The sequence below is a fragment of the Streptomyces sp. NPDC051064 genome, from assembly GCF_044455985.1.
Lineage (GTDB): Bacteria > Actinomycetota > Actinomycetes > Streptomycetales > Streptomycetaceae > Streptomyces.
Genome location: NZ_JBITFK010000007.1, coordinates 42,731 through 58,160 on the forward strand (window position 1 = coordinate 42,731; position 15,430 = coordinate 58,160).

Here is a 15,430-nt window from a genome sequence, read left to right on the forward strand (position 1 = left end):
ACCGTTAACCCGAACTATGGTGTCCCGCCACATACGCCCCTGACCTGCCCCTTCCTACGGTATGGCGACACGGAAACGTCCCCGCCAACTGTCCGGAAGTGGTATCCATGGCCGTACCGACAACCGCTCCCCCACCGCCGTCCAACCTCCGCCGCATCGTCGCCGCGAGCCTCGTCGGGACCACGGTGGAGTGGTACGACTTCTTCCTCTACGGCTCCGCCGCCGCGCTGGTCTTCAACAAGCTGTTCTTCCCCGGGTCCGACCCGCTCGTCGGTACTCTCCTGTCCTTCCTCACCTACGCCGTGGGCTTCGCCGCCCGCCCGATCGGGGCCCTGGTGTTCGGGCACTACGGCGACCGGCTCGGGCGCAAGAAACTGCTGGTGCTGAGCCTGCTGATGATGGGCGGCGCGACCTTCGCGATAGGGCTCCTGCCGACGCACGCCACCATCGGTTCCGCCGCACCCGTCCTGCTCACCGTCCTGCGGCTGGTGCAGGGGTTCGCCCTCGGCGGTGAGTGGGGCGGTGCCGTGCTGCTCGTGTCGGAGCACGGCGACGCGAAACGGCGAGGGTTCTGGGCGTCGTGGCCCCAGACGGGGGCGCCCGCAGGCCAGTTGCTCGCGACCGCGGTGCTCTCCGCCCTCACGGCGCTCATGTCCGAGTCCGCCTTCGAGGCGTGGGGCTGGCGGATACCCTTCCTCCTCTCGGGGGTGCTCGTGATCCTGGGTCTGTGGATTCGTCTCTCGGTCGATGAATCACCTGTCTTCAAGGCGGCCCTGGCCCAGGCCGAGCAGCGCAAGGCGGCGGCCGCCCCCGCCGAGAAGATGCCTCTGGTCGCGGTTCTGCGGCATCACTGGCGCGATGTGCTGATCGCCATGGGCGCGCGGATGGCGGAGAACATCAGCTACTACGTGATCACCGCGTTCATCCTCGTGTACGCGACGACATCCGCGGACCTGAGCAAGCAGGCGGCGCTCAACGCCGTACTCGTCGCGTCCGCCGTGCACTTCGCCGTGATCCCGCTGTGGGGGGCGCTGTCCGACCGGGTGGGGCGCAGGCCTGTCTATCTGGTCGGCGCCATCGGTGTGGCGCTGTGGATGTTCCCGTTCTTCGCGCTGATCGACAGCCGGAGCTTCGGGAGTCTGCTGCTGGCCGTCACCGTCGGGCTGATCTTCCACGGCGCCATGTACGCGCCGCAGGCAGCCTTCTTCGCGGAGATGTTCGCGACGCGGATGCGTTACTCGGGCGCGTCGATCGGCGCCCAGTTCTCGTCGGTCGCCGCGGGCGCCCCGGCGCCCCTCATCGCCACGGCGCTGCTCGACGACTTCGGCAGCTCGACGCCGATCTCGTTGTACGTCATCGCCGCCGCGCTCCTCACCGTGCTGGCGATCATCTGCGCGAAGGAGACCAGGAGCCGGGACCTCGCCGACATCGAGCCGGACGCCGGCCGGCAGGCCGAGGACAGCGCGACGCTGCCCGTCGACGCCCGTAGCGTCTGAACCGGCCGTGCCGAAGGGCCCGTCTCCGCCGGGGAGCCGGGCCCGTCAGGCCTCGGGAGTCCGCTCGAACCAGGTGGGGCCGTCCGTGAGGGACTGCTTGATCCGGAAGACCGAGAACTCGCTCAGCGGCGGCAGCGCGTCGACGTCGAACCACGCGACTTCCAGCGACTCGTCGTCGTTCACCCGTGCCTCGCCGCCGGTGGCCCGGCACCGGAAGGTGATGTCGACATACTGGCAGCGGTCGCCGTTGGCGTACTGCACCGGCTTCAGCGCCTGGGTCAGCACGACCCGCTCCGCGACGCAGCGCACCGCCGTCTCCTCGTACACCTCGCGCTCCGCTGTCGCCGCGGGCTCCTCGCCCGGCTCGCCGATCCCGCCGATGACCGACCACTTGCCGGTGTCCGACCGCCGGCCGAGCAGCACCCTGCCCTGGTCGTCGAAGACGACGGCGGTGACTCCGGGCAGCAGGAGCAGCTGGTGGCCGGCGGTGGCACGGATGTCGCGGATGAAGTCTGGAGTAGCCATGCGACCGAGCCTACGTGGCGGCCGGACCTTCCTCCGGACCGGCCGACCCGTCCTGCCGGACCTTCCTCGCGCGCACCGAACGGGCTGTCGCCCAGCCGAGACCGGCCACGGCGAGCAACGCCAGGATGGCCTCGGGCAGGGTGCCCAGACGGGTGGCGGGGGTGAGTGAGGACCGCAGCGGCACCTCGTCGACCAGGGCGTCCGGGGTGAACATCTTCGTCTTCTCCACGATCGTCCCGTCCGGCCGGATCACCGCGCTGACGCCGCTGGTGACGGGCACGACGACGGACCGTCCGTGCTCGACCGCCCGCACCTGGCTCATCGCCAGCTGCTGGTAGGTCATCTCGCTCCGCCCGAAGGTCGCGTTGTTGCTCGGTACGGCGATCAGCTGTCCGCCGTCCTTGACGGTGTCACGTACGGCGTCGTCGAACGCGGCCTCGTAACAGGTCACCAGCCCCACCTTCGTGCCCGCCAGGTCGAACACGCCGACCTTGCTGCCGGGGCCGAAGTCCCGTTGCACCCGGTCGACGTCCTTGCTGAAGATCCGTGCCACCGACCTCATCGGCATGTACTCGCCGAACGGCTGGATGTGCCGCTTGTCGTAGGTGTCCACGGGTCCGCTCTCCGGGTCCCACTCGATCAGGGTGTTGCGGAGCGGTCCGGTGTCGGGGGTGAGGACGGCGCCGATGACGGTGGGGGCGCCGATGGCCCGCACGGCCCGGTCGATGGCCTCGCGGGCGTCGGCGTTGCGGTAGGGGTCGAGGTCGGACGAGTTCTCCGGCCACAGCACGAAGTCGGGCTGGGGCACCTTCCCGGCCTTCACGTCCCGCGCGAGCTGTTCCGTACGCTCCGCGTGGTTGTCCAGGACGGCCCGGCGCTGGGAGTTGAAGTCGAGCCCCAGGCGCGGCACGTTGCCCTGGACCGCCGCGACCGTCGCGGTGCCGTCCTCGGGCGAGTCGTCCACGAGCGGGAGGGCTGCCAGGGCGGCGGCGACCGGGACGGCCACGGTGACGGCCGCGGCGACGACGGCGGAGCGGGGCACGGTGCCGTCGGCCCGGTAGCGGCGGACCTGCCGGACGGCCTCCAGCAGCCCGAAGCCGCACAGCACGACGGCGAACGTGAGCAGGGGGGTCCCGCCCACCGCGGCGAGCGGCAGGAACGCGCTGTCGGCCTGGCCGAAGGCGATCTTGCCCCAGGGGAAGCCGCCGAACGGGACACGGGCGCGGAGCGCCTCGTCCAGGGTCCACACGCCCGCTGCCCAGACGGGCTGGTACGGGAGCCGGGAGACCGCGGCGATCCCGACGCAGCCGACGGCGATGAACAGGGCCTCCGCCAGCGCGAGCGCGAGCCAGGGTACGGGGCCGACCTCCTCCCCCGTCCAGTGCAGCAGGGGCAGCATGAAGCCGAGGCCCGCGAGGAGGCCGAGGCCCAGTGCCGACCGCAGCCGCCGTGCGGTCAGGACCCATCCCAGCAGGGCGAAGCCGGGCAGCACCAGCCACCAGAGCGGCCGGGGCGGAAAGCTCGCGTAGAGCAGCACACCGGACAGCACGGCGGCGGCAGGCCGGACGAGCCGCGGCCACAGCTTCCTGCTGCGGGACACGGGGGCGGGCGGCGGTTCGGCGGTGGTGACGGTGGCGCTCACCTGCCGGAGTCTACGGTGGGCGGCTGTGAGGGCGGCAGCCGCTCCTGCCGTCCCGTGCTCCGGCCGGCTCAGCTCCCCGTGGTCTTCCCGGGGGCGGGGAGGTGCAGGCGGTCCCGGATGAAACGTACGGCGGCCTCCGCGTCGTCCACCGTGACCGTGAAGGTCATGCCGTCACCCAGCCGGAGCACCAGCGCCTCCCCCCGGCGCACGACCACGGCCGTGCCCTGCTCGGGGCGCCAGCGGTAGCCCCAGCCGCCCCACTGGCGCGGAGTGACCTTGGGGGCGAAATCCGCGCCCACCACATGCGTGAGGAGGATCCGGCGCCTGGGCAGCCCGGCGTGGCCGCAGCGCACCTCGAGGGCGTCGCCGTCGACCTTCACGGCCACGTGGACGAAGGCGAGGGTCCCGAAGAGGATCAGGAGCCCTGCGGCGACACAGCCGATGACGGACATGAGCAGCGGGGCGAACCCGCCGTGCCAGGCCGAGTCGACCGCGAGTTCGATGCCGAGCGCGAGACACGCGGCGCCGATGGCCGCGAGCAGCCACTGGAAGCGATTGGTGGCCCGTCCCGTCCAGACCGTGCTCGGGGCCTGGCTCGAACCGTGCCACGTGTTACCGGGGTGGTCCGTCATGCCCAGCAGCGTACCCACGTTCCGCGCCGCGGGGAGGGGGCGTGCGTCCCGGCGGGGCGCCGGGCTGCCCTCAGAGCGCGGGGGTGACGGTCTTGAGCAGCAGGCCCTCGGCGTAGGCCAGAGCGGGTTCGGGCAGGTCGCCGGCGTGTCCGGCGAGCAGGACGGTGAGAGTGCCGACCGGTTCGGCCGACGGAGCGGGCACCGCCCCGACACGGCGGAGCGCCTGGGCGGCCACCGCGTCGGCGGAGCCGTGGAGCACGAGGGGTGCGCGGCCGGGCCGGTTGCTCTCGACAGCGGCGCGAATGCGTTCGGCCACGAGTTCGTAGTGGGTGCAGCCCAGGACGACGTCCGTCACCCCGGAGGGGGTGAGGGCGGCGGCGGCGGCCACCGCGCGGTCGATCGCCTCCTCGTCTGCGTGCTCCACCGCGTCGGCGAGGCCCGGGCAGGGCACTTCGGTCACGTCCACGGAGCGGGCGAATTCATTGATCAGCCCACGCTGGTAAGGGCTCCCGGTGGTCGCCGGCGTGGCCCAGATCGCGAAGGGGCCGCCGCCCGCGGCGGCTGGCTTGATCGCGGGCACCGTGCCGATGACCGGCAGTCCTGGCTCCAGTTCGGCCCGCAAGGCGGGCAGGGCGTGGACGGAGGCGGTGTTGCACGCGACGATCAGGGCGTCCGGCCGGTGGGCCGCCGCCGCCCGGGCCACGGCGAGCGCGCGCCGGGTCACGTCCTCGGGCGTACGGGGCCCCCAGGGCATCGACCCGGGATCCGACGACACCACCAGATCGGCGTCGGGCCGCAATCGGCGTACCGCGGCCGCTGCCGCGAGCAGGCCGATTCCCGAGTCCATGAGTGCGATCTTCACCCGGTCACCATAGTCGACGGCCCTTGCGGCGCCGCCGGAGTGGGGCACACTTCGACGGATGAGCGCCGTTGCCTGGATCGCCGTGGGTTCGCTGATCGTGTGGATGTGGCTGTTGCTCGGCCAGGGCTTCTTCTGGCGGACCGACCAGCGGCTGCCCTTGCGCGGGGACCCGACGCGCTGGCCCTCGGTGGCTGTGGTCGTACCCGCGAGGGACGAGGCCGAGGTCCTGCCGATGAGTCTGCCGTCGCTGCTCGCCCAGGACTATCCGGGTGAGGCGGAGGTCTTCCTGGTCGACGACTGCAGCGGCGACGGCACGGGCGGGCTCGCCCAGGCGCTGTCCGAGCGGTACGGCGGGCTGCCGCTGACCGTGGTGACGCCCGGTGAGCCGGAACCGGGATGGACGGGCAAGCTCTGGGCCCTGCGGCACGGGATGGAGCGGGCCCGGCAGCGGAAGCCCGAGTTCCTGCTCCTGACGGATGCCGACATCGCTCATGAGCCGGACAGCCTGCGGGAACTCGTCGCCGCGGCCGGGAACGAAGGCGCTGGCGGTTTCGACCTGGTCTCGCAGATGGCCAGGCTGCGGGTGACGAGCACCTGGGAGCGGCTGGTCGTGCCGGCCTTCGTCTACTTCTTCGGGCAGCTCTACCCGTTCCGCCGGGTGAACGGCAAAAGGTCGCGGACGGCCGCGGCGGCGGGCGGCTGCGTACTGCTGCGGGCCGGAGCCGTCGAGCGGGCGCGGATTCCGGAGTCCATCCGTTCGGCGGTGATCGACGACGTGTCGCTGGCGCGTGCCGTGCGCCGCAGCGGCGGCCGCATCTGGCTCGGACTCGCCGACCGGGTGGACAGTGTGAGGCCCTACCCTCGGCTGGCGGACCTGTGGCGCATGGTCGCGCGGAGTGCGTACGCGCAGCTGCGGCACAGCCCCACGCTGCTCGCGGGCACGGTCCTCGGCCTGGGCCTGGTCTATGTCGCGCCGCCCGCCACGCTGGTGGCGGGGCTGCTGACAGACGATCCGGTGGCAGCGGCGGCGGGCGGGGCGGCCTGGGCGGTGATGGCGGGGACGTACATGCCCATGCTCGGGTACTACAGGCAGTCGCTGTGGCTGGCACCGCTGCTGCCCTTCACCGCGGTCCTCTATCTCCTGATGACGGTGGACTCCGCGGTGCAGCACTACCGGGGGCTCGGTGCGGCCTGGAAGGGGCGTACGTACGCCCGTCCCGAGGCCGCGCCGGAGCCCTGAGCCCGGCGGGTCACTTGCGCCCGGGTGTCCAGTTCATGCCCCACCCGTAGGCGGCGTCGATGGTCCGCTGGGGGCTGACCCCGCGCTCGGGGACGAGGTAGCGGGCCTCGCGCTGCACGGTGAGGTCTCCCCCGCTGCTGGTGATCAGTGCGAGCGCGCACACCGTGGAAGGCACGGTGCATTCGTCGAGGGAGAAGTCGATCGCCGCCCCGTTCTGCGGCTGGAGTGTGACCGTGGCATGCAGGTCGGCGAAGCTCCGGGCGCCTTCGTAGACCGTGACGAAGATCAGGACACGGCGCAGCCGGTCCTTGTGGTCGAGGTTGACCGTGAGGTTCTCGCCGGACGAGACGGCGCCCGTACGGTCGTCCCCGTCGAGGTGGATGTAGGGCGGCTGCCGGAGAGAGCCGAAGGCGTTTCCCAACGCCTGCACGACTCCCTTGCTGCCGTCCGTGAGCTCGTACAGTGCGCAGAGATCGAGGTCCAGGTCCGCGTGCATGGCGACGGCCCTGCCGAGTTTCGCGCCCCAGCCCTTGAACTGCTTGCGCACTTCCCAGTTGAGATTGACGCGCAGCGTCCCTGACGTGCCGCCCTGTTTCGACAGCGACACCGTGGGGGCTTCCTTGGTCAGCGTGACCTTGGTCAGCCGCACGGCCTGCACGACGGGCGGGGCGGGCGGAGGCGTGGGGGCGGTCGCGGGTGCGGCCGGGCGCGCGGGCGGCTGCGGAGCGCTCTGCGGCTGCCGGGGCGGCGGCGCCTGCTGCGGTTCGTCGACGGAGATGCCGAAATCCGTGGCGAGGCCCGCGAGTCCGGTGTCGTATCCCTGTCCCACGGCCCTGAACTTCCAGGCGCCCTGGCGGAGGTAGAGCTCACCGAGGATGAACGCGGTCTCGACGGTCGCGTCGGCGCTCTCGAAGCGCGCGATCTCGGAGCTGTCGGCCGTGTTCACGATCCTCACGTAGAGGCCGGCCACCCGTCCGAAGGTGCCGCCGTCCGCCGACGCCGCGATCACGACACGGTCGATCGCCGGCTCCATCCGCGCGAAGTCCACGGCGAGGCTGTCCGTGACAGCGCCCCCGGACGTCCGCTTGCCTTCGTGGCGCACCGCACCGGACCCGTGCGCCGGCTGGTTGTAGAAGACGAAGTCCGCGTCGCTGCGTACCTTTCCCGACACCAGAAGGAGCGCCGAGGCATCCACGTCCGGTGTCCCGGGTGATGTACGCCAGCCCAGCTCGACCCGCACGGCCCGAGCCGGCACCGCGACATTGGTTCCCTTTTGCATGGTCATGCTCGCCCCCATCACGAGTCCGGCTGCCCGGAGAGTCTCCCGACAACCTAATCCCCGGTCCTGAGGGGAGCCCACACTCCCGACGGGGCAGCAGCCGGCGATCCTCCGGCTGCTGTCCCGCACGAGGCGCACTCACATGTTTGGGACCAGCCCCTTCGCCGACGTGGTCATCGTCGGGCCGAGGCCGCGAGCATCGGCAGCGAGAGCGTGTCGGCCAGGGCCTGCTGCCCCGAGATGTTCACGTGGACACCGTCGCCGGTGTCGTAGGGCGGGTTGATGGCGTTCGGCTTCAACGGGTCCTTCAGAACCTGGTCGAAGCCCATGATGCCGTCGCAGGTGCCACTGCAGTCGTTCCGGTTCAGGACGAACGAGTTGACGGTGTGGCGGACCCTGTTGTGCTCGTCGGTGTAGCCCGGACGGGGGGTCACCGGAGTGACGTACACCTTGATGCCGGCGGCGTGCAGCCGTCGGAAGGTGTCGCGGTAGCTCGCCAGCACCTGCTCGGTCTCGCATCCGGCGGGCAGGTCGTTGGTGCCGTAGTAGTAGAGGACCCCGGTGACTCCGTGCAGGGCCAGGACGTCCCGTTGCAGGCGCGCCCCCGCGTCCAGACCGCGCAGGGGTTCGGCGAGCTTCGGGCAGTCGGGGACGCTGGTGGTGCCGTTGACACCGGCGTTCGCCACCGCGAGCCGGCCCGTGGGGGGCAGCTCCGTGGTGATCCGCCGTGCGAGGTCGTCGGTCCATCGGCGGTTGGCGCCGAGTTGTGTGCAGCCGGGGCCGCAGTCGGTGGATCCGACCCCGTCGACCACGGAGCTGCCGTAGGCGACGAGGCCGCCCTTCAGGCGCGGGTTGTGTACGTCCACGGCGGTGACCAGGTAGGTGGACTCGGTCGTCTCCGTGTAGGCGGCGGGACTCGTGTCGCGGGTGTGGTCCCCGGTACCGGGCGCGGTCAGGTAGTTGGTGCGGAACGCGGTGCCGTGCCGGCCCGGGACGACGGTGCCGGAGACGGACAGGGAGACCGCGACGTCCGCCTGGGCGTGGGTCGTCAGGGCGGTGGCGTCACTCCAGAGCTCGCCGCCGGCCGGGATGACTGCCTCCGGCCGGCCGTCGAAGGTGACGGGCCGGGGGCGCCCTTGTGTGGCGGCGCTCCTGCCGTCCGTGAGTCCCATGGTGGCGGCGTCCACGGTGAGGGGGGTCGTGCCGAATGTGTTCTGGATCCGGATGCGGAGCGCGTCGCCCCCCTGGCTGAGGTGGCTGACCATGCGAACGGTCTGGTCACGCAAGGAAGTCGGGGCGAGGTCGTGCTGTGAGTTCGCCCAGGACGTGAACCAGCCGCGCGAGCCGGACCGTTGTCCGGACGCGGTGTCACCCGCGGCGTCGGTCGTCGGTGCGGAGACGGCGAGGGCTGCCGCCAACATGGTGGCGGCCAACCCGATCGAGGTGCGTCTGACCGTCGGCACCCGGAGGCGACGGGCTCCGGCGAGGAGGGAACGGATCAACGGCTTGCCTTTCCGTGGGGAGAGGGGAAGGGTTTCCGTGCTGGGGTCCTCCGGCCGCGCTCCGACGGGAGGCTCAGGGGCCCGTGCGCCTACGCCCGTCCGTTCCGAAGCCTCACGCGCGAAGAGCCCGCTTCATGATCTTGCCGAGGTCGTTACGGGGCAGCTCGGTCAGGTAACGCACGGTCCGCGGACGCTTGTGCGGGGCGAGCTGAGCAGCGACGTGATCAGCCAACTCGGATGCACCTGGGCGGTGTTGGAGGTCCTCCGGTACGATCCACGCCACGATCCGCTCGCCGAGGTCGGCGTCCGGCTCACCCGTCACAGCCGCGTCCCTCACGCCGGGGTACTCCATCAGTGCGTTCTCGATCTCGCCCGCACCGATCTTGTAGCCGCCGCTCTTGATGAGGTCGGTCGCCTTGCGGCCGACGATGCGGACGTAGCCGTCCGGATCGAGCACCGCCATGTCTCCGGTGCGGAACCACCCGTCCCCGGTGAACGCCTCGGTGGTGGCTTCTGGCCGGTTGAGATACTCCGTGAAGAGGTTCGGGCCCCGTACCTGGATCTCGCCCACGACGTCCGGACCCGTGCCGGCCGGTTCGCCCTCCTCGTCGACGATCCGCAACTCGACCCCGCGCAAGGGCACTCCGACGGTTCCGGCCCGACGCTCACCGTCCGCGCGCACGCTGGTGTTCATCAGGGTCTCCGTCATCCCGTACCGCTCGATGACGGTCCGGCCTGTCGCCTCCGCGATCCGCTCGTGGTCGCGTGCCGGAAGCGCCGCCGATCCCGACACGAGCAGGCGCGCACCTGACAGCGCTCGGGCGAGCGCGGCGTCACCCGGCCCCACGGAGAGGGCCTCGGCGATGCGGTAGTACATGGTCGGGACCCCGAACAGCATCGTGGCCCCGGCGCTCAGCTCCCGTGTCACGCCCTCGGTGCTGAACCGGCCGAGGTGGCGCACCGATCCCCCGCGCCGCAGGGGCCCGAGGATGCCGAGGATGAGCCCGTGCACGTGGAACAGCGGCAGCGCGTGGACCAGTACGTCGTCGGCGTCCCACTCCCAGGCGTCCCGAAGGGCGTCCAGCGTGCTGGTCAGGGCCCGCCGCGGCAGGACGGCGCCCTTGGGCGGGCCGGTGGTGCCGGAGGTGTAGACGATCAGGGCGGGATGGCCCGGGCCGGGTTCGACGGGAAGTGCGCCCGCCGGCCCCGCGTTCGCGTCGATGTTCTCGCGAGGCAGTCCGTCCAGCGCGGCGGGGAGTGCGTCGTCCGCTGCGGCCAGGACCAGCGACGGCGCGCTGTCGGCCACGATGTGCGCCAGTTCCCGCTCGCCGGTCCGTGGATTGAGCGGCACCGCGGGCACTCCGGCGAGGACGGCCGCCACCACACCGACGACGGTCTCCAGGGTCGGCGTCGCCCATACGGCGACCCGGCGAGCCGTACCCAGGGTCGCGGCGAGGGAGCCGGCCGACGCCGCGAGTTCCTCGTACGACAGGGTGCGGTCCCCGAATCGCAGGGCGGGCCGCGAACTGCGCTCGGCGAGTGCGGGGAACAGTGCCGGGGGGGCATTCACGCGTCGTACTCCGATCGACGGAACGGCGGAAAGGGGAGTGCCGCGGGGGGCTGTCTGCCGGGAGTCACCCGAATCCCGGCACCACCAGGACGAGCCACGCCGCGGCGGGCACCACTGCGACGACGACCCCGCCGTACACCATCAGCTGCTTGAAGAAGCGTTCCCGGTCGACGTCCGGCGCCGCCGCGAGAACGAGTGCGCCGTTGGTCGAGAAGGGGCTGACGTCCACCACGGTCGCCGACACCGCCAGCGCCGCGATCATTCCGATCGCACCGATCTCTCCCTGTGCGAGGAACGGCACGGCCAGCGGGATCAGCGCGCCCATGATGCCGACCGAGGAGGCGAACGCCGAGACGATCGCGCCGATGTAGCACAGCAGCAGCGCCGCGAGCAGCGGTACTCCGATGCCTCCGACGCCCTCCCCGGCCCACTTGATCGTGCCCATCTCCTCGAGCACGCCGACGTAGGTCAGTACGCCGCAGATGAGCAGCACGGTGGGCCAGGCGATCGCGCCGACCGCCTTGCGGCTGGTGTCCGGCCACGCGGCGCTGATCAGCACGGCGAGCGTGATGGCGGTCAGGCCCGCGTCCAGATCGAAGCCGAGTACGGCGACGACCAGGGCGATCAGTGCGAGAAGGGTGGCCGCCCGGGGCGCGTCGAGCCGGGTGGTCTCCTCGTCCGCGGGAGGTCCGGGTGAGTCGTCGCCCTCCGCGGCACGGTGCCGGGCGAGCTTCAGGCCGCCGAAGAGCACGAACACCACACCGGCGATGACCAGGTTGGCGGCCAGCGAGGCGAGGAACAGGGCGATCTCGTTCCCCGGCAGGTTCTCGCGCTCCACGATGCCGTTCACGATCGAGCCGTAGATGCTGATCGGGGAGAAGCCGCCACCCTGCGCCCCGTGCACCACCATCGCGCCCATCAGGAGCGGACTGATGCCGTAACGGGCGGCGAAACTCAGAGCGATCGGTGCGACGATCGCCACCGCGGCGGGGCTGACCGCGCCGATCGCCGTCAGCGCCCCGGTGATCACGAACATCACCCAGGGGATCAGAGCGATACGCCCGCCGACCAGGCGTATGGACGCGTGCACCAGCCAGTCCGTGGTGCCGTTGGCCCGGGCGATCGCGAACAGATAGGTGACGCCGACCAGGACGACGAAAAGGTCTCCGGGAAACCCGGCGAAGATTCCGTCCGCGTCCAGGTCGGCGACCAGCTCCCCCACCACGAACGCGGCGGCGAAGGCCAGCGCGCCCATGTTGATCGAGCGGGTGGTGGCGATCACGAAGACCACCACGAGTACGAGGATAGAGATGAGTTCCGCGGACATTGCGGGCTCCTGTCCTGGGCCGACCCTCATTGGTCTGGTGGATGAGCCACTTCGCCTGTTGACGGCACTCAGAGTCCGGGGCGCGGCAACAGCCGTCAAGGGGGTGCGCAGCAATTGGTTCGGCCTCCGGACCACTGGGCGCTGCTACGCTGCCGGTGCCAAGAGGGCGCGGGGGCCCTCCGGAACAGGGGCAGGGGATGTCCGACGCACTGCGGCCCATGGGGCGCACACGACTGTACGAGCAAGTGCTCGACCGGCTGCGCTCCTTCGCCGCCGAGAGCGGTCTGGTGGCCGGCGACAGGCTTCCGCCTGAGCGCGACCTCGCTCAGCGCCTGAGAGTCTCCCGGGCCTCGGTGAAGCAGGCCATCGTCGTCCTCGAGGTGCAGGGGCTCGTCGAGGTGCGGCACGGAGGCGGCACCTACCTCCTCGGGGACGGGCTGGACGCCGAACCCGTCGAGCGGCTCGTCGAGCGCCGGCGCAGACTGCCGGACGTGCTGGAGGCACGTGAGGCGCTGGAGACCAAACTCGCCGAACTCGCGGCGGAGCGGCGCACCGAGCAGGACCTGACCGCACTGCGGGCGTCGCTCGCCCACATGGCCGCGGAGATCGCCGACGGCGGCCACGGCATCGAAGGCGACCGGCGCTTCCACGCCGCGGTGACTGCGGCCGCCCACAGCGCGCTGCTGGCGGAGTTCATGCGGTCCATCGCCGACCAGATCACCGAGAGCAGGCACGAGTCCCTGCGCCAGCCGCGGCGGCCTGGCCGCTCCCTGACCCAGCACCAGGCCATCCTCGACGCCATCGAGGAGCGGCGTGGCAAGGCCGCCGCCGCGGCGATGCGGCGCCATGTCCGCACCGTCGCGAAGGTGAGGCTCCTGGACTGGAACCCCGAACCGGACACCGCCGACGGGACGTCCTGAACCGTGCCGGGCGAGGGCCGGGCAGGTGCCGTCCTCCGCGGCGCGTGCGCCGCTTCTCGTAAGCCATGGGGAAAGCCCCCGCCGTCAACGGAAGCTTGAGCAATGTTTCGGCAGGTCAGACGACCAGAACTGGCGCAAAACGGATAACCCCAAGATTGGGGCTCCCCAACCGGCACATCGTGGGCTTAACTTATGTGTCATGACCTCCCCCCGCTCCACCTACGGCAGCGGCTACTACGCCGCGCCGTCGTTCCCCGACACCCCGATATACGACTCCCTCGTCGCCGAGCGGGGGACCCCTCAGATCGCGCCGATCCGGGTTCCCGCCGCCTACGACACCGGGAACAGCTACCTGCCGGCGCTGCCGTCCGCTCTTCCGGCGCTGCCCGCGGCCCCGTCGCAGAACACCGGGTCCTATGGCTACCCGCAGCAGGCGGCGCAGCCGCAGTACCAGAACGCCGGGATGCAGCAGACGCCGATGATGCAGCCCGCACAGCTGCAGCACGCGCCGGCGCCGTACATCCCGCAGCAGCCGTCGGCGCCCCGCGGCTACCAGCAGCAACAGCAGCAACAGCAGCAACAGCAGCAACAGCGGCCCGGTACGGGTTACGAGGCGATGCGTCCCGCGTCGCCCCGGCCCGTGCCGGCTCCCGCGCAGTCGCCGTACGAGGATCCGTACAACCGCCCGTACCAGAGCCGGGGCTACTGACGGGCGCGGCCTGCCGTCGTCAGTGACGGCTGGCAGGATGAGTGCATGCTTTCGCCTGCGCTCGGTGCCGTACACATCCACCCGGTCAAGTCGCTGGCTGCCCGCGCAGCCGACGAGGCCGTCGTCGAGCCATGGGGACTCGCCGGCGACCGCCGCTGGATGCTGATCGACAGCGGGAGCAGGGTCGTCACCCAGCGTCAGCAGCCGCGCATGGCACAGCTGTCCGCCGAACCCGTGCCGGGCGGCGGACTCGTGCTGTCGGCGCCCGGGAGCCCGTCCCTGACGGTGGAGGTGCCCGGCCCGGCCCGCACGGTCGTCGCGGAGCTCCACCGGAGCAAGGTCACGACGGTCTTGGCCGCGGACGCGGCACACGCCTGGTTCGGCGCGAGACTCGGTGCGGAGGTCCGGCTCGTCCATCTCGACGCGCCGTCGCACCGCAGACCCGTCGATCCGGAGTTCGGCCGGCCGGGCGAGACGGTGTCGCTCGCCGACACGTTCCCGTTGCTCCTCACCACGCGTGCCTCGCTGGACGCGCTCAACTCGCTGGTGGCCCAGGGGGACCATCCGGACGAGGGGCCGCTGCCGATGAACCGGTTCCGGCCGAACGTGGTCGTGGACGGCACCGCGCCCTGGGCCGAGGACGACTGGAAGCGGATCGCGATCGGGGAGGTCGCGTTCCGTGTCGCCAAGCCGTGCGGACGGTGCGTCATCACGACCACCGACCAGCGGACCGGTGAGCGGGGCAAGGAGCCGTTGCGCACGCTCGCCCGGCACCGCCGGGACGGGAAGCTCCTCCTCTTCGGCCAGCTCATGGTCCCGGAGGGCACCGGCGTGATCCGGGCCGGGGACCCGGTGCGGATCCTCGGCTGACCACCCGGCGCACCGGAAGCCGGAGCGGATCGGAACTCGGGCAGGCATGGGGGCCGTTGGCGGCGTGAGGTTGCTCTCTCTTCGCCGTCGGAGGACGTAATCGCCGCCCTCCCGGGTTATCACGGACAGGGAAGGGGGTGCATGACTGTGCGAGCGGTTCTGGGAATTCGGCGGTGGCGGCACAATCCCGTGTGCCGGGCCACCGACCGGCACGAGGCATGGGTGGCGCTGACCGCGCTGCTCCTGATGCTGCTGGCGGCACCGGCCCTCGGCTGGAAGGTCGGCGCACTCACGGACGACGCACTCCAGCGGACGGTGCGGACCCAGCACGAGCAACGCCATCCGACCGCGGCCGTCGTGGTCCGCGCGGCCTCGGGCACATCCCGCTTCGCCCAGGACCCCGAGGCAGCCGTCGCCGAGGGCTCCATGCGTACGTCGGTGGTGGCCGACTGGCTCGCCCCGGACGGTACGGCACGCACGGGCACCGTGTCGACGGGGTCGACGGAGACCGCACCCGGCACCCGGATCCAGATCTGGACGGACGACCGGGGCCGCCCCGCGATGCGTCCCATGGACATGTCCACGGCCCGTACCCACACGGTGCTCGCAGGCATCGGTGCGGCGCTGATCGCGGGCGGTCTGACCGAAATCGCCCGCAGGATCGTCGTATGGCGCATGATGCAACGGCGGTACACCCGGCTCGACCGTGCCTGGGCCGAAGTCGGCCCCGACTGGGGCAGAACGGGTACGGGCAGCTGACCGCAAAGGCGCGGGTTCCCCTCGTATCCGGCTGACCAGTGGCCTTCGGCGGCCGACCCGTCAACTCGCGCCCGTCACGCGCGCTACGGTGGACCGG

The 15,430-nt window shown here is 71.5% G+C and carries 14 protein-coding genes; 6 read left to right on the forward strand and 8 right to left on the reverse strand.

The annotated features are described in order from the left end of the window. The first annotated feature begins 107 nt into the window (after positions 1-107). A complete protein-coding gene (locus ACIBCU_RS24585) occupies positions 108-1,496 on the forward strand; it encodes an MFS transporter (protein ID WP_362929746.1) in 1,389 nt (462 codons plus the stop codon). A gap of 45 nt (positions 1,497-1,541) precedes the next feature. Here the strand turns inward: ACIBCU_RS24585 and ACIBCU_RS24590 are convergent, their stop codons facing one another. The 4 genes from ACIBCU_RS24590 to ACIBCU_RS24605 form a co-directional block, all read right to left on the reverse strand. Further along, a complete protein-coding gene (locus ACIBCU_RS24590; protein ID WP_104790922.1) occupies positions 1,542-2,021 on the reverse strand; it encodes an NUDIX domain-containing protein in 480 nt (159 codons plus the stop codon). 10 nt (positions 2,022-2,031) lie between these two features. Beyond that, entirely contained in the window at positions 2,032-3,663 is a 1,632-nt protein-coding gene (gene lnt / locus ACIBCU_RS24595) for an apolipoprotein N-acyltransferase (protein ID WP_362929748.1), read from the reverse strand. A 68-nt stretch (positions 3,664-3,731) separates the two neighbouring features. Then, a complete protein-coding gene (locus ACIBCU_RS24600; RefSeq protein WP_362929750.1) occupies positions 3,732-4,295 on the reverse strand; it encodes a hypothetical protein in 564 nt (187 codons plus the stop codon). A gap of 70 nt (positions 4,296-4,365) precedes the next feature. Further along, positions 4,366-5,157: an aspartate/glutamate racemase family protein gene (locus ACIBCU_RS24605; protein WP_362929752.1), complete on the reverse strand. Its 792-nt coding sequence runs from the start codon at positions 5,155-5,157 to the stop codon at positions 4,366-4,368. Between the two features lie 58 nt (positions 5,158-5,215). On the opposite strand from ACIBCU_RS24605, the gene ACIBCU_RS24610 reads away from it, so the two are divergent. Continuing rightward, positions 5,216-6,397, forward strand: a complete 1,182-nt coding sequence (locus tag ACIBCU_RS24610; protein WP_399234005.1) for a glycosyltransferase — start codon at positions 5,216-5,218, stop codon at positions 6,395-6,397. A 10-nt stretch (positions 6,398-6,407) separates the two neighbouring features. On the opposite strand, the gene ACIBCU_RS24615 is transcribed toward ACIBCU_RS24610, so the two are convergent. From ACIBCU_RS24615 to ACIBCU_RS24630, 4 genes are all read right to left on the reverse strand, one after another. After that, entirely contained in the window at positions 6,408-7,694 is a 1,287-nt protein-coding gene (locus ACIBCU_RS24615; RefSeq protein ID WP_362929756.1) for a TerD family protein, read from the reverse strand. A 155-nt stretch (positions 7,695-7,849) separates the two neighbouring features. After that, entirely contained in the window at positions 7,850-9,097 is a 1,248-nt protein-coding gene (locus ACIBCU_RS24620; protein WP_399234007.1) for a GDSL-type esterase/lipase family protein, read from the reverse strand. Between the two features lie 193 nt (positions 9,098-9,290). Then, positions 9,291-10,748 (reverse strand): acyl-CoA synthetase, encoded by a 1,458-nt coding sequence (locus ACIBCU_RS24625; RefSeq protein WP_399234009.1) that lies wholly within the window; start codon positions 10,746-10,748, stop codon positions 9,291-9,293. Positions 10,749-10,812: 64 nt separating this feature from the next. Continuing rightward, a complete protein-coding gene (locus tag ACIBCU_RS24630) occupies positions 10,813-12,075 on the reverse strand; it encodes an SLC13 family permease (RefSeq protein ID WP_362929762.1) in 1,263 nt (420 codons plus the stop codon). 197 nt (positions 12,076-12,272) lie between these two features. Here ACIBCU_RS24630 and ACIBCU_RS24635 point away from each other — a divergent pair, with 197 nt between their 5' ends. From ACIBCU_RS24635 to ACIBCU_RS24650, 4 genes are all read left to right on the forward strand, one after another. Further along, the gene (locus ACIBCU_RS24635; protein ID WP_362929764.1) at positions 12,273-12,995 is read left to right on the forward strand and encodes a FadR/GntR family transcriptional regulator; all 723 of its coding nucleotides are present in this window, start codon (positions 12,273-12,275) and stop codon (positions 12,993-12,995) included. A 199-nt stretch (positions 12,996-13,194) separates the two neighbouring features. Then, a complete protein-coding gene (locus ACIBCU_RS24640; protein ID WP_399234012.1) occupies positions 13,195-13,704 on the forward strand; it encodes a DUF6643 family protein in 510 nt (169 codons plus the stop codon). Positions 13,705-13,749: 45 nt separating this feature from the next. Next, positions 13,750-14,574 (forward strand): MOSC domain-containing protein, encoded by an 825-nt coding sequence (locus ACIBCU_RS24645; RefSeq protein WP_399234014.1) that lies wholly within the window; start codon positions 13,750-13,752, stop codon positions 14,572-14,574. Positions 14,575-14,715: 141 nt separating this feature from the next. Next, complete coding sequence (locus ACIBCU_RS24650; RefSeq protein WP_399234016.1) at positions 14,716-15,333, forward strand: hypothetical protein; 618 nt, start codon at positions 14,716-14,718, stop codon at positions 15,331-15,333. Positions 15,334-15,430 lie beyond the last annotated feature (97 nt).

What these genes read in the sequence shown, in the direction of transcription:
- ACIBCU_RS24585 (WP_362929746.1), top strand. Translation starts at nt 108, where the DNA reads ATGGCCGTACCGACAACCGCTCCCCCACCGCCGTCCAACCTCCGCCGC.
- ACIBCU_RS24590 (WP_104790922.1), bottom strand. Translation starts at nt 2,021, where the DNA reads ATGGCTACTCCAGACTTCATCCGCGACATCCGTGCCACCGCCGGCCAC.
- ACIBCU_RS24600 (WP_362929750.1), bottom strand. Translation starts at nt 4,295, where the DNA reads ATGACGGACCACCCCGGTAACACGTGGCACGGTTCGAGCCAGGCCCCG.
- ACIBCU_RS24610 (WP_399234005.1), top strand. Translation starts at nt 5,216, where the DNA reads ATGAGCGCCGTTGCCTGGATCGCCGTGGGTTCGCTGATCGTGTGGATG.
- ACIBCU_RS24615 (WP_362929756.1), bottom strand. Translation starts at nt 7,694, where the DNA reads ATGGGGGCGAGCATGACCATGCAAAAGGGAACCAATGTCGCGGTGCCG.
- ACIBCU_RS24620 (WP_399234007.1), bottom strand. Translation starts at nt 9,097, where the DNA reads ATGTTGGCGGCAGCCCTCGCCGTCTCCGCACCGACGACCGACGCCGCG.
- ACIBCU_RS24630 (WP_362929762.1), bottom strand. Translation starts at nt 12,075, where the DNA reads ATGTCCGCGGAACTCATCTCTATCCTCGTACTCGTGGTGGTCTTCGTG.
- ACIBCU_RS24635 (WP_362929764.1), top strand. Translation starts at nt 12,273, where the DNA reads ATGTCCGACGCACTGCGGCCCATGGGGCGCACACGACTGTACGAGCAA.
- ACIBCU_RS24640 (WP_399234012.1), top strand. Translation starts at nt 13,195, where the DNA reads ATGACCTCCCCCCGCTCCACCTACGGCAGCGGCTACTACGCCGCGCCG.
- ACIBCU_RS24645 (WP_399234014.1), top strand. Translation starts at nt 13,750, where the DNA reads ATGCTTTCGCCTGCGCTCGGTGCCGTACACATCCACCCGGTCAAGTCG.
- ACIBCU_RS24650 (WP_399234016.1), top strand. Translation starts at nt 14,716, where the DNA reads ATGACTGTGCGAGCGGTTCTGGGAATTCGGCGGTGGCGGCACAATCCC.